Source organism: Pseudoalteromonas sp. Scap03, from assembly GCF_013393115.1.
Taxonomy (GTDB): Bacteria; Pseudomonadota; Gammaproteobacteria; order Enterobacterales; family Alteromonadaceae; genus Pseudoalteromonas.
In genome coordinates this window covers 814,427-828,939 of record NZ_VDEU01000001.1, presented here as the reverse complement: position 1 = coordinate 828,939, position 14,513 = coordinate 814,427, and the positions used below count along the sequence as shown (strand labels likewise).

Here is a 14,513-nt window from a genome sequence, read left to right as displayed (position 1 = left end):
GTAGCGTGAAAATTACCCTCAGTATACCTTGTGCACACTCAGGTTTTAAGCAGTTTGTGCGTTTGAAAAAATAAAAAAGGAGCCTAAGGCTCCTTTTTTGTGATTACGATAATGTTTTATACGTCTAAGTTAACCACACGCAGTGCGTTCGTTTCAATAAACTCACGACGCGGCTCAACTTGATCGCCCATTAATGTGGCAAATAATTGATCCGCTGCAACAGCATCTTCAATTGTTACTTGCAACATACGGCGTGCGCTAGGATCCATGGTGGTTTCCCAAAGCTGACTTGGGTTCATTTCACCTAGTCCTTTGTAGCGTTGAATGTAGATCCCACGCTTAGACTCTGCGATCAACCATTCCAATGCATCCACAAAGTTATCAACAGGTTTTGTTTTCTCACCACGTTGGATATATGCACCCTCAGTGATGATATTAGCAATGTTTTTACCAGTTACAGCAATACGTTGGTAGTCTCTTGATGTAATAAAGTCATAATGAAGTACGTGTGCTTTATCCACACCATGCTGACGAATATTCACAACTGGATAATACAAGTTACGCTCTGTATCGTGCTCAGTTCCCGCATGGAAAATAGTTGCATCTTCATCACGTTCAATTAAGTCATCAACCAGCTCTTTAGTCCAAGCAACTACCTTAGCTTCGTCTGAAAGGTGTTCTTTTTTCAGCTCACTTTGGTAAATCAAACGGTTCATAACTGTGTTCGGATACTTACGCTTTAAGCGCTCGATAACTTTAACCGTGTTTTGATAATCGTGAACAATTGACTCTAATGCTTCACCATCAACTGCTTCAGCACTATCACTAGTGTACAGTGCTGCATTGCTTAGCGCTAAAGATGTAAGGTAATCAACTAATGCTGGATCATCTTTAATATAACGCTCTTGCTTACCTTTTTTCACTTTATAAAGTGGAGGCTGAGCAATATAAATGTAACCACGTTCAACAATTTCCGGCATTTGACGGTAGAAAAATGTTAGTAGCAAAGTACGAATGTGAGAACCATCCACGTCGGCATCGGTCATGATAATGATGCGATGATAACGTAATTTTTCAGGGTCATACTCGTCACGGCCAATACCACAACCTAATGCAGTAATTAGCGTTGCCACTTCTTGCGAAGATAACATTTTATCAAAACGTGCTTTTTCTACGTTTAAGATTTTACCTTTAAGCGGAAGAATCGCTTGATTCTTACGGTTACGACCCTGCTTGGCTGAACCGCCAGCTGAGTCACCCTCCACTATGTATAGTTCAGATTGGGCTGGATCTTTTTCTTGGCAATCCGCTAGTTTACCCGGTAAACCAGCTAAATCCATAGCACCTTTACGGCGGGTCATTTCACGTGCTTTACGGGCTGCTTCACGCGCGCGTGCTGCATCAATAATTTTGCCAACAACAATTTTTGCATCCATTGGGTTTTCTAATAAAAACTCAGTGAATTTTTCAGCCATTGCTTGCTCAACCGCAGACTTAACTTCACTAGATACTAGCTTGTCTTTTGTCTGTGATGAGAATTTAGGATCAGGTACTTTAACACTAACAACAGCCGTTAAGCCTTCACGAGCATCATCGCCCGTTGCGTTACTGGTTGTTTTAGCTTTTTTGTTAAAGCCTTCTTTTTCCATGTAGTTATTCAGCGTACGTGTTAGCGCAGATCTAAAACCAGCTAAGTGAGTACCACCATCACGTTGTGGAATGTTATTAGTAAAACAGTAAATGTTTTCTTGGAACGCATCATTCCACTGCATTGATACTTCTACACTAATACCGTCTTCTTCACGTTCGTGAGTAAAGTGGAATACCCCTTTGTGTACAGGCGTTTTATTACGGTTTAAGTATTCAACGAACGCTCTAATACCACCTTCGTATTTAAAATGGTCACTCTTATTTTCTTCGCGCTCATCATTTAAAATGATGCTTACACCTGAGTTCAAAAACGATAACTCGCGTAAACGCTTAGCTAAAATATCGTAATGGAAATCTAGGTTAGTAAACGTTTCTGCACTTGGCCAAAAACGTAACTCAGTACCGGTTGTTTCAGAATCACCAATAGCTGCAAGTGGTGCATCTGGAACACCCATAGTGTAAAACTGCTCGTAAAGTTTACCTTCACGACGAATAGTTAGTTTTAACTTTTCTGATAATGCATTTACTACCGATACACCAACACCGTGTAAGCCACCTGATACTTTATAAGAGTTATCATCAAACTTACCACCAGCATGTAATACCGTCATAATAACTTCAGCTGCAGATACACCTTCTTCTTCATGTATAGAAGTAGGAATACCACGGCCGTTATCTCTTACAGATACCGAACCGTCTAAGTGAATTGTGACAAATATATCATCACAGTGACCTGCTAAGGCCTCATCGATAGAGTTATCAACGACCTCAAACACCATGTGGTGTAAGCCCGTACCATCATCGGTGTCCCCTATATACATACCAGGACGCTTTCTTACTGCATCTAATCCTTTAAGTACTTTAATACTCGACGAATCATAATTCTCAGACATGGTTAATCCCACTTATCTTGTTATTAGGTTGCCATGTTTCACGTGGAACATTTTTAGTTCTCGTTTCATGGGTTCCACCACAGCAGAAATACTTTCAGATAAAATTGAAGAAATAAATATTTGAGAACTGCAATGTGTCAATAACTGACCCACTTTCTCTTTTGTATCTTCGCTTAGCTCTGAAGGTAAATCATCTATTAGCAATATAGATTGCTTATCTGTCTCTGACTCAATCAAACTATTTTGCGTTACTTTTAACGCATACAACAATAGCTTTAACTGCCCGCGTGAGAATACATTCTCAACACTGCTGCCAGCGACACTAAAACTAAAATCAGCCTTATGAGGGCCTTTACTAGTAAAGCCTTGGCGAGCATCTCGCTCAAAGCTTTGCTCTAACGCATCAGAAAGAGATTCGGCCTCTTTCCAGCCTGCATTAAAGCTAATTTCTAGATCGCGTATTAGCGTTAATTCTGCACACATTTTATCAAAAAACTGCTGCTTAAACCTAGTTATATACGCGATTCTTAATTTATTTATTTGTTCAGCCAGTCTAACAAATTCTTTATCCCAAAACTTGATTTGGTCAAAATAATTCTTAGGCTTAGATTTCAACAATGCATTGCGCTGTTTTAGCACTTTATTAAACGATTGCCACAAGAAAAAAAACTCATGTTCCACGTGGAACAAACCTAAGTCTAAAAACTTTCTGCGCTCTTTAGGGCCACCAAAAAATAATGAATAGCTTTCTGGTGTGATAACTTGCACAGGCATAAGTTGAGCAAGTTCAGATACTTTTCGACTCGCCTTACCCTGTATTTTTAAATTGGTTTCACCCGTTTGGGTTTTACTTATCCCTATTGGAATAGATAAATCGTGTAACGCTTTTCGGCCATGAATAACAAACTGATCTTGTTGATGAGCGATGATGCTTTTATGTTTAGAGGTTCGGAAAGATTTGCCGTGAGAAAGGTAATAAATAGCCTCTAAAAGGCTGGTTTTTCCGCTGCCGTTTTCACCATAAATTATATTAACGCCATTAACTGGTTCTAGCGTCAGTGCCTCAATATTACGAAAATATTTGAGGCTCAAATGACTTAAGCTCATTATGTATTTATGATCTTATAAACGCATTGGCATAACAACGTACATAGCTTCTTCATCGCCAGCACCTTCTATAAGTGCACTACTGTTTGAATCGGCAAGGGTAAATAATACATCTTCGGTTTTTAATGTATTTAATACATCTAATACATAAGAGACATTAAAGCCTATTTCTAGGTCATCACCCTCGTACATTACTTCAACCACTTCTTCAGCTTGCTCTTGCTCTGGGTTGTTGGCTGTAATTTTTAATAAACCGTTTGATAAATTTAAGCGTACACCACGAAACTTTTCGTTCGATAAAATCGACACACGCTGAAACGCATTACGAAGCCATTCACGATTCGCGGTAATTACCTTATCGCCACCGCGCGGCAAAACACGACGGTAATCAGGGAATCGACCATCAACTAATTTACTCGTAAAGGTAAATTCAATATCAATAATACGAATGTGGTTGGCACCAAACTGAATAGTTACCAGCTCTTGATCAGCAACCATTAGACGCATAATTTCTTGCACGCCTTTGCGCGGTATAATTAATTGGCGCTGTGTATTTAACGACTGACCTAGTTGTTTTTGTGCAATAGCTAAACGGTGCCCATCAGTGGCAACTGTTTTTATATCGCTGTTATCAACTTCAAACGACATGCCGTTTAAGTAATAACGCACATCTTGGTTTGCCATTGAAAAGTGTGTGCTTTCAAGTAATTTACGCAACTCTAAACGCGTTAGTTGAAACTCAACCTCACCATCCCACTGCTCTAAATTAGGAAAATCTTCAGCAGCTAAAGTGGTCAATGAAAAACGACTTTTACCACTGGTTAAAAGTAGCTGATGGTCTTGCAAGCTTAAAGTAAGATCAGAGCCATCCGGTAAACTTTTACAAATATCGAGTAATTTTTTAGCCGGCAATGTAAGTTTAGTATCGGCAACATCGTCACCCACAAATACACTCGCCACTAATTCAATTTCAAGGTCGGTCCCTGTCATTGAAAGCTGGCCATTTTCTACCACGAGCAATACGTTAGATAAAATAGGTAACGTATGCTTACGCTCAATGGCACCCGATACTTGTACCAATGGTTTTAAAAATTGTTCTCTTGATATTGTTATTTGCATAATAAAGTCAGCCCTAAGATGACAATGTTCTTATTAAGTTTTGGTAATCTTCTTTAATCTCGTGGCTTTCGTCACGTAATGATTTAACTTTGCGACACGCGTGCAGTACTGTTGTATGGTCACGCCCACCAAAAGCATCCCCAATCTCAGGTAAACTGTGATTAGTGAGTTCTTTAGATAATGCCATGGCAACTTGGCGAGGCCTTGCTATAGAGCGGCTACGGCGCTTAGACAGTAAATCAGATACACGTATTCTATAGTATTCAGCAACCGTACGTTGAATGTTGTCTATGGTGACTAGTTTGTCTTGCAGCGCTAATAAATCACGCAGTGCTTCTTTTACAAAGTCGATAGAAATTGGGCGACCGGTAAAGTTTGCGTTAGCAATTACACGGTTTAATGCCCCTTCAAGCTCACGTACGTTTGAGCGTAATTTTTTAGCAATAAAAAATGCCACTTCATGCGGTAAGTTAATTTTACTTTGCTGGGCTTTTTTCATCAAAATAGCAACGCGAGTTTCAAGCTCTGGCGGCTCAATCGCGATGGTTAATCCCCAACCAAAACGAGATTTAAGGCGATCTTCAACCCCTTCAATCTCTTTAGGGTAACGGTCAGAGGTTAAAATAATTTGTTGGTTACCTTCTAATAATGCATTAAAGGTATGAAAGAATTCTTCTTGAGAACGTTCTTTATTAGCAAAAAATTGAATGTCATCAATCATTAATGCGTCAACACTACGGTAATAACGCTTAAACTCTTCGATCGCATTATTTTGCAGTGCTTTAACCATGTCTTGAACGAAACGTTCTGAATGCATGTAAACAATTTTAGCATCGGGCTTATTGGCCATAATACCGTTGCCTACCGCATGTAATAAATGCGTCTTACCTAAGCCTGTACCACCGTAAATAAATACAGGGTTAAATGCAGAGCCAGGGTTGTCTGCTACCTGAGTGGCAGCCGCTTTTGCTAATTGGTTAGATTTACCCTCAACAAAGCTATCAAAGGTGTAGTTTTCTTTAATGTTTGATTTATAACCAGATTTAGGAGCTGGTTCTACAACCGGTTTTTGTTCTCGAGGTTGTTGTTTTGCCGTTGATTGCGTGCTTGGCGCTGATTGTGTTTCAACCACCGGTGCAGCTTGTGCATTTAATAGCGGCTTACTACCTACATCAAAACGTAACTCGGGTGCTTCTACACCACAAATTTCTACCAATAATTCATTTATTCTATTTAAGTACTTCTCTCTCACCCAATCAAGTACGAAACGATTAGGCGCATAAATCGTCAAGGTATCTTCGGTACTTTCTGCTTGAAGTGGTCTGACCCACATACTGAATTGCTGCGAAGGCAACTCATCTTGCAATACATATAAACAACTTTGCCAAACCGACAGATACACAGTAAAACTCCCAGAGATATAATTTTTATTCCCGCACATCAATAATGATTCAAAAATCACACCTGTATTGCGTTTAAATGGCTCAATAAGCAGCCCAAGACCGACTATTATGAATGCACTTTATCCACAAGTAAAAGATTGATTTTGTAAAATTGTTGATATCGATGTATAAATATAATAACAGACTGATTCTAATAGCTTTTTATTTTAAAGCTTGATTAGAGATCATAACAAAACTGGCAGCAGATCGCGACCACAATTTACGATCTAATTTACTTTTCCCATGCTTTTATTCACTTTTTATACAGGGGCTGTGGAAAACTTCTTATTTATGATGATCCTATCGGATCATGAAAATTGATCATAAATAAACATGCTTTACGCACTCTATTATGATTGACTTTTCGTCACTTCATCTATAATATCTCGCGCTCGCAATGGCACCTGTGCCAGGATCGCGACCTGCATAGGATGTTTTAACTTTAACCGATCGGATGAGATTGTTATGAAAAGAACTTTTCAACCTAGCGTTTTAAAACGCAAACGTACACACGGTTTCCGTGCTCGTATGGCAACTGTAAATGGCCGTAAAGTATTAGCTCGTCGCCGTGCTAAAGGCCGCAAAGTTCTTTCTGCTTAATTTATAAGTGGAAGACTTTAGCTTTGGCAGGGAGTTACGTCTGTTAACTCCCTCGCATTACTCTCGCATATTTAACGAACCCGCTCGGGCTGCAACTCCTTTCTTTACCTTATTAGCAAAACCAAGTGACCAGTCAAAACCTAGATTAGGCCTTACTGTTGCTAAAAAACGTGTAAAAAAGGCATGTCAACGAAACCGTATTAAACGTCTTGCTCGCGAAAGTTTTCGTTTAAACCAACACACGCTCGATAATATTGATATTGTGTTGATGGTTAAAAGTGGCATTGATGAACAGTCTAATGAAGAATTAACCAAACAACTTACAAAGCTGTGGCGTAAGATTAATGAACGCTGCAAACCTGGTGCCCCTAAACCGCCACCATTTAAAAAACGCCCAAACAAATCAGCTAAATCGACTAAACAAACCCAATAGCAATAGAATTACAGGGTTAATTAAGGTATCTTTAGCTCACCTTTTAATCATGCGTTTAAAATCTCATAGTGAGTCTTTAAATACATGGTATCTATTCACTAAACATAACGTAGGGGCATGTACAACATGAGGTTACTTAAACCACTTGCTGCTTTACCAACACGTTGTTTAGTTTTATTTATCCGCGGTTATCAAAAGTGGATTAGCCCGCTATTAGGTCCGCATTGTCGTTTTAATCCAACATGCTCTAGTTACGCTATTCAAGCAATTAATTTGCATGGATCGGTAAAAGGGAGTTGGTTAGCAGTTAAACGCATATTAAAATGCCATCCTTTACATTCAGGCGGAGACGACCCCGTTCCTGAAAAATTAACCCGTATTAACCACCAACACGAGAAATAAGAGCTGTTATGGAATCGCAACGCACGTTTTTATTCATCGGCCTAATGCTAGTGTCGTTTTTATTATTTCAAGAGTGGAATAATGACTACAACACACCAAAAGCCGATCCTAGTGCCAACACACAAACACTACAATCTAACTCACCTGATTCTGATGATTATGTACCTTCGTCAACAGACGGTGATTTACCAACTGCAGCAATCAGTGCAAAACGTTCAGTAATCGATATCACAACTGACGTATTCACTGTAAAAATAGATACCCGCGGTGGTGATATTGTTGAATCAGACCTACTGCAATACGAAGAAGTAAAAGGTGAAGAAACACCCTTTATGCTTTTGGGTGAGTTTGATGGCAATCAATACTTCTCTCAAAGTGGTTTAATTGGTTTAAATGGCCCAGATGCATCTGCAAATGGCCGCCCTGTTTATAGTACACAGCAAAAAAGCTATACAATGAATGGTGATGAACTGCGTGTTCCTTTAACGTTTACTGATAGCAAAGGTGTTACCTTTACTAAAACCTATGTATTCAAAAAAGGCCAATACGACGTTGCTCTTGAGTACACTGTAAACAACACCACTGCTGAGCCAATTCAAGTACAGCTTTACACACAAATTAAACGTACTGTGCAAGAAAAAGGTAGCTTAGTTGACCAGAACTATCTTGGTGCTGCTTATGGCTCTAGCGAAGAGAAATATGAAAAGTACAGTTTTTCAGACATGGCTGATAAAAACCTCAGTATTAATACTCAAGGTGGTTATGTTGCCTTTATTCAGCATTACTTTGTAAGTGCTTGGGTACCAATGCAAGATCAAACTAATACTCTTTATAGTTTAATTACTAAAAGTAATGCGGCTATTATTGGTGTTAAAGACGAAGCGGTTAATGTTCAAGCTGGTAGTGAGCAAGTACTTACTGCAACTTATTACATGGGCCCTAAAGAGTCAGATAAACTTGAAGCCATTCATCCAGACCTAGACTTAACAGTTGATTATGGTTGGTTGTTTTTCATTTCGCAGCCGTTATTTGTGCTACTTAAATGGTTACACAGTATTTTAGGTAACTGGGGTGTAGCAATTATTGCCATCACTATTATCGTTAAAACATTAATGTATCCACTGACTAAAGCACAGTACACCTCAATGGCTAAAATGCGTGCGTTACAGCCTAAGATGAAGGCGCTAAAAGAAAAGTATGGCGATGATCGTCAAAAATTCGGCCAAGCGACTATGGAAATGTACCGTAAAGAAAAAGTGAACCCTATGGGTGGCTGTTTCCCTATTTTACTGCAAATGCCAATCTTCTTAGCCTTGTTCTATGTATTCTTAGAATCAACAGAACTACGTCATGCTGAATTTGTACTTTGGTTAACTGACCTTTCTGCAAAAGACCCATACTACGTATTACCAATTTTATTTGGTGCGAGTATGTTCATAACGCAAAAACTACAACCTATGACGGTTACCGATCCAATGCAGCAAAAAATGATGACCTTTATGCCGGTTATCTTCTCTGTATTCTTCTTATGGTTCCCATCTGGTTTAGTACTTTACTGGTTAGTGTCTAACCTTATTTCTATTGTCCAGATGTTAATCATCTACCGTGGCATGGAAAAGAAAGGAATTAAAGTAAGGGGCGATTAAACTCCCTACTTATATAAAGGCGACTTAAGTCGCCTTTTTTATTGCCTATTTTTTATAACAGCATTCGCGAGTGCCTATTTGATAGGTTACAATACCGCCATTACGTTATTTAAGTTGGCAAATAAACCGCATGATCAATCACGATACAATTGCAGCACAAGCCACTGCCCCAGGCCGAGGCGGTGTTGGTATTATTCGCGTTTCAGGAAACCTAGCCAAACAGGTTGCTGAAAAAATAATAGGCAAAGTCCCTAAAGTTCGTTATGCCGACTATGTGCCATTTAACACCCTTGCAGGTCAGCAACTTGACCAAGGTATTGCGATTTACTTTGCTGGCCCACACTCATTTACCGGTGAAGATGTACTCGAACTCCAAGGCCATGGTGGCCCTGTTGTTCTTGATATGCTACTCAAAGAAATAAGTAAAATAGACGGTGTGCGTTTAGCTAAACCAGGTGAATTCTCTGAGCGTGCGTTTATGAACGACAAGCTTGATTTAACTCAAGCAGAAGCAATCGCCGACTTAATTAATGCAACTAGCGAGCAAGCCGCTAAAAGTGCTCTACAATCACTTCAAGGGCAATTCTCTAAGCACATAGAAACCCTAGTTGAAAAAGTCATTCACTTACGTATGTATGTGGAAGCGGCTATTGATTTTCCTGACGAAGAAATCGATTTTTTATCAGACGGAAAAGTGGGCGGTGATTTAAATGCCATCATCGAGCAGCTTAATGCCGTTACCAATCAAGCCAAACAAGGCAGTATAATGCGCGAAGGTATGCGCGTCGTTATTGCAGGTCGTCCTAATGCAGGTAAATCAAGCTTACTTAATGCATTAGCAGGACGAGAAGCGGCCATCGTAACTGAAATAGCCGGCACCACTCGTGACGTATTACGTGAGCATATACATATAGATGGTATGCCACTGCATATAATAGATACCGCAGGCCTACGAGAAAGCCCAGATAAGGTAGAGCAAATAGGCATTGAACGTGCCTGGGATGAAATAAACCAAGCTGATCGGGTGCTATTTATGCTTGATGGCACCGACACCACTGATACCGATCCACATGCTATTTGGCCTGAATTTATGGCTAAGTTACCCCAAGGTATGGGCGTGACTGTGATCAGAAATAAAGCCGATTTATCAGGTGATGTAGTCGGCATAGATCAAAAACAACAATATCCTGTCATTAGTTTAAGCGCTAAAAATGCTGATGGTATAGAGTTAGTTCGTACTCACTTAAAAGCTTGCATTGGTTTTGATGGTGCTACAGAAGGTGGTTTTATGGCACGCCGTCGTCACTTAGATGCACTAGAACATGCTGCGTATCACTTAGATACAGGTAAAACACAATTAGAGATGCATGTGGCCGGTGAAATCCTCGCGGAAGAACTGCGTTTAACACAGCAGTATCTTAACGAAATAACTGGTGAATTTACTTCTGATGATTTGCTTGGCAAAATTTTCAGCTCGTTCTGTATCGGTAAATAGTCGAACTATTAATTTGATCATTAAGGGCACTTAGGTGCCCTTTTTAATGCCCTACTATTTTTAATATCGACTCGCCAAAATGTATTTTAATAACTCACTTTAAAAACCAAACAGACTAAAAAATACAGCTAAATTGCACCAATATTAGCCTCCATTTATGTTTAAAAATGTGTTTAAGGCAGATGAGCTAAACCTATAATCACACCAAACAGCAGATAAACTACCTACATTCATAGTAAAAAATTAAGCTTATCTCCCCCTAAAAGAGAACCTATTACATTAGCTTTTCAAGCTTGGCCATAGGTAATTATTAAACCATAAAAATAAAACGTACCTAAAAAGTAAGTTTGATCGCCCACTCCACCAGCAAAATATAGTTAATTTCTTAGTTTAAATTGATGAAAATTATTTTTTGCAGATCAGTTATCCACAATTGGGGTTTTATTGCCTTGAAAATGAGTTAAAAGCGATAAAAAGTAAAAATATGCTGTGTTTAAATCAGTTAAATAGTGATTTTTAGAAAATAAAAATGGATTTTTAGTCTGATCTGCATAAATGGATCATTTTTTTTAATTATTCTCGATCCCAATTTTAAGTTATCAACATGCTTTGTATCCACACTAAGATCAACACGCCTTTATTTATGAATTTGTGCTAGCTGGTGGTTAACACTCAATATAAAATCAATAACTTAGCAAACTATTTATAACATTGCTTTTTAGTTAAGCAGAGCTTTCCCCAACCTTATCAACAACTTGATCAGAAGATTACATTTAAATATATTTTGTTAACTCATTAATAATCAACAAGTTAAAGCACTAGTTAGCGCGACGGCTTAAATTACCACAAAAATAGTTATACAAAATAGCACTCTTAACTTTACTGTTATACTCACTGAGCTATCATATGCAGCAATTAAAACTAATAGTGATCAGCCATATTCATGAGTTCAGTAAATATTATCGTTGGTAGTCAAATGGGATCCGCCGAGTACGTTGCAGAGCAGTTAAATGATGCACTTAACAACCAAGGGATTAATAGCCAACTACATGATCAACCTGAATTTAATGAAATAGATCAACAAAATACTATTTGGTTGGTTTGTACATCAACCTACGGTGCGGGTGATTACCCTGACAACCTGATTGGTTTTATCGAACAAGTATCACAAGTGGATGATCTTTCGCATTTAAAGTATTCGGTTATTGCACTTGGCGATACTAGTTACGACACTTATAACCTTGCAGGACGCAATATAGATGCCCTTTTAAGTCAAAAAGGCGCTGTAAAAGTAGCACAACGTTTAGAGCTTAATATTCTTGATGAAGCACTGCCCGAAGATACGGCCTTAGCTTGGTTAGACTCATGGATAACACAAACAGGTTTAAAATAGAAAGATCAAGCGAAAAGTTATAAATAAAGTTACCCACAATTTACTAATAATTTAATAGATTTTGTGGATAAACACTGATTAAACTGCTTTTTTAGTCATGCTTATCCATGGGATAAGATCGAGCCTTGATCGGCCTGTGTATAACAGCCCGTTTTGATCAGAGCTTATTTGCCTGAAGATCCGATCATACTAACACCTTTAGATCCGATCTAATTATATGTTTTTAATCATGATCTAAAGCTTATCAACAGAAAACCCGATCAGTAGTAGTAATAGTATTAAAAGATCTCTTTAAAAGATCCTTTATATTATTAGAGATCACTTACTTAGATCTTGAGCACTGTTTAATCATTTATCTTCTGCTAATTTCTAGGTAGAATACGCTCCCTTTTGAAGTTTACTGGTTTGATTTAAGTAGGATCCCATTAATGATTTTTCACGAAAATTTTGACGTTATCGTAGTAGGTGGTGGACATGCAGGCACTGAAGCCGCATTGGCAGCTGCCCGTATGGGGATGAATACCCTGCTGCTGACTCACAATATGGATACCCTTGGTCAAATGTCTTGTAACCCAGCAATTGGTGGCATTGGCAAAGGCCATCTGGTTAAAGAAATTGATGCCCTAGGTGGCGCAATGGCTCAAGCCATTGACAAAGGTGGGATCCAATTCCGTACACTTAATTCCTCTAAAGGCCCTGCTGTACGAGCAACGCGTGCACAAGCGGATCGTGCCTTGTACAAAGCGGCTATTCAAAATACACTTCAAAACCAAGAAAACTTAAAGATTTTTCAGCAATCATGTGATGATCTAATCGTTGAAAATGATCGTGTAACCGGTGTGGTGACACAAATGGGTTTGCGTTTTAGTGCACCTAGTGTGGTACTAACCGTGGGCACATTCTTAGGCGGTCAAATTCATATCGGCCTTGAAAATTTCAAAGGTGGCCGAGCTGGCGATCCGCCTTCAATTGCCTTAGCTGATCGCTTACGTGAATTACCATTTAGAGTAGATCGTTTAAAAACCGGCACGCCACCGCGTATTGATGCCCGGACTGTTGATTTTAGTAAAATGCAAGAACAACCAGGTGATGCACCAACACCGGTATTCTCATTTATGGGTAAACAAAGCGACCACCCACAACAAATTCCGTGTTACATCACTTACACCAATGAAAAAACACATGATGTTATTCGCAAAAACTTACATCGCTCACCTATGTACTCAGGTGTTATCGAAGGAATAGGCCCACGTTACTGTCCGTCTATTGAAGATAAAATTGTACGTTTTGCAGATAAAGATAAACACCAGATCTTTGTAGAGCCAGAAGGTTTAACGTCATACGAGTTATACCCTAACGGTATTTCAACTAGCTTACCGTTCGATGTGCAGTTAGAAATTGTGCAATCGATCACCGGCTTTGAAAACGCACACACTTGTCGTCCTGGCTACGCTATTGAATATGACTTTTTTGATCCACGCGATTTAAAACAATCATTAGAAACTAAATTTATTGATGGTTTATTTTTTGCTGGTCAAATTAATGGTACTACCGGTTACGAAGAAGCGGGTGCACAAGGTTTGATCGCAGGTATGAATGCAGCCTTACAAGTACAAGGTAAAGAGTCGTGGACACCACGTCGTGATGAAGCCTATGTTGGCGTACTGATTGACGACTTAGCAACACTGGGTACAAAAGAACCGTATCGTATGTTTACTAGCCGCGCTGAATACCGTTTGTTGCTTCGTGAAGACAACGCTGATATTCGTTTAACTGAAAAAGGCCGTGAACTTGGTTTAGTTAACGATGAACGTTGGCAAGCATTCAACGAAAAAATGGAAGTGATCGCTAAAGAGAAACAGCGTATTAAAGATACCTGGATCCATAAAGATCATGCCATGGTTAATAAAGTAAACGAATTACTTAAAACGCCACTTGTGCGTGAAGCCAGCTTAGAAGAATTACTGCGTCGTCCAGAAGTGCGTTATAACGACTTGATGGCGATTGAAGGACTCGGATCTGAGTTCACTAATCAGGCCGCTCTAGAACAGGTTGAAATTCATACGAAGTACGCAGGTTATATCGCGCGTCAACAAGATGAGATCAATAAGCAGCTTCGTCATGAAGAAACAATTTTACCAAAAGAGTTTGATTATAAAACCGTCTCTGGTTTATCAAACGAAGTAGTTGCTAAGCTAATTGATGCTCGTCCAGACACTATCGGCCAAGCTTCGCGTATTTCTGGTATCACCCCAGCGGCGATTTCGCTATTATTAGTGTATCTGAAGAAGCAAGGCTTGTTACGCAAAACTGCGTAACGGTAAAGGTACATT

At 39.2% G+C, this 14,513-nt stretch carries 11 protein-coding genes; 7 read left to right on the top strand and 4 right to left on the bottom strand.

The features are described 5' to 3' along the window. Nucleotides 1-116 precede the first annotated feature (116 nt). From gyrB to dnaA, 4 genes are read right to left on the bottom strand one after another with little or no spacing between them, the layout of a single operon-like run. Nucleotides 117-2,543, bottom strand: a complete 2,427-nt coding sequence (gyrB, locus tag FHG08_RS03710; protein WP_178954438.1) for a DNA topoisomerase (ATP-hydrolyzing) subunit B — start codon at nucleotides 2,541-2,543, stop codon at nucleotides 117-119. Nucleotides 2,544-2,555: 12 nt separating this feature from the next. After that, the gene (gene recF, locus FHG08_RS03705) at nucleotides 2,556-3,650 is read right to left on the bottom strand and encodes a DNA replication/repair protein RecF (protein WP_055013149.1); all 1,095 of its coding nucleotides are present in this window, start codon (nucleotides 3,648-3,650) and stop codon (nucleotides 2,556-2,558) included. Between the two features lie 15 nt (nucleotides 3,651-3,665). Further along, complete coding sequence (gene dnaN / locus FHG08_RS03700; protein WP_008112965.1) at nucleotides 3,666-4,769, bottom strand: DNA polymerase III subunit beta; 1,104 nt, start codon at nucleotides 4,767-4,769, stop codon at nucleotides 3,666-3,668. 13 nt (nucleotides 4,770-4,782) lie between these two features. Then, nucleotides 4,783-6,171 (bottom strand): chromosomal replication initiator protein DnaA, encoded by a 1,389-nt coding sequence (gene dnaA, locus FHG08_RS03695; protein ID WP_024601489.1) that lies wholly within the window; start codon nucleotides 6,169-6,171, stop codon nucleotides 4,783-4,785. Nucleotides 6,172-6,676: 505 nt separating this feature from the next. Here dnaA and rpmH point away from each other — a divergent pair. From rpmH to mnmG, 7 genes are all read left to right on the top strand, one after another. Continuing rightward, complete coding sequence (rpmH, locus tag FHG08_RS03690) at nucleotides 6,677-6,811, top strand: 50S ribosomal protein L34 (protein WP_008112968.1); 135 nt, start codon at nucleotides 6,677-6,679, stop codon at nucleotides 6,809-6,811. Nucleotides 6,812-6,818: 7 nt separating this feature from the next. Then, the gene (rnpA, locus tag FHG08_RS03685; RefSeq protein ID WP_008467046.1) at nucleotides 6,819-7,244 is read left to right on the top strand and encodes a ribonuclease P protein component; all 426 of its coding nucleotides are present in this window, start codon (nucleotides 6,819-6,821) and stop codon (nucleotides 7,242-7,244) included. Between the two features lie 126 nt (nucleotides 7,245-7,370). Beyond that, entirely contained in the window at nucleotides 7,371-7,646 is a 276-nt protein-coding gene (yidD, locus tag FHG08_RS03680; RefSeq protein ID WP_024601490.1) for a membrane protein insertion efficiency factor YidD, read from the top strand. A gap of 8 nt (nucleotides 7,647-7,654) precedes the next feature. After that, nucleotides 7,655-9,292, top strand: coding sequence for a membrane protein insertase YidC (yidC, locus tag FHG08_RS03675; RefSeq protein WP_138608896.1), 1,638 nt, complete (start codon nucleotides 7,655-7,657; stop codon nucleotides 9,290-9,292). Nucleotides 9,293-9,422: 130 nt separating this feature from the next. Next, on the top strand, nucleotides 9,423-10,787 hold the full coding sequence (gene mnmE / locus FHG08_RS03670; RefSeq protein WP_138608898.1) for a tRNA uridine-5-carboxymethylaminomethyl(34) synthesis GTPase MnmE: 1,365 nt from the start codon (nucleotides 9,423-9,425) through the stop codon (nucleotides 10,785-10,787). Between the two features lie 943 nt (nucleotides 10,788-11,730). Beyond that, complete coding sequence (mioC, locus tag FHG08_RS03665; protein WP_178956825.1) at nucleotides 11,731-12,180, top strand: FMN-binding protein MioC; 450 nt, start codon at nucleotides 11,731-11,733, stop codon at nucleotides 12,178-12,180. A gap of 428 nt (nucleotides 12,181-12,608) precedes the next feature. Next, nucleotides 12,609-14,498, top strand: coding sequence for a tRNA uridine-5-carboxymethylaminomethyl(34) synthesis enzyme MnmG (gene mnmG, locus FHG08_RS03660; protein WP_178956824.1), 1,890 nt, complete (start codon nucleotides 12,609-12,611; stop codon nucleotides 14,496-14,498). Nucleotides 14,499-14,513: the final 15 nt, after the last annotated feature.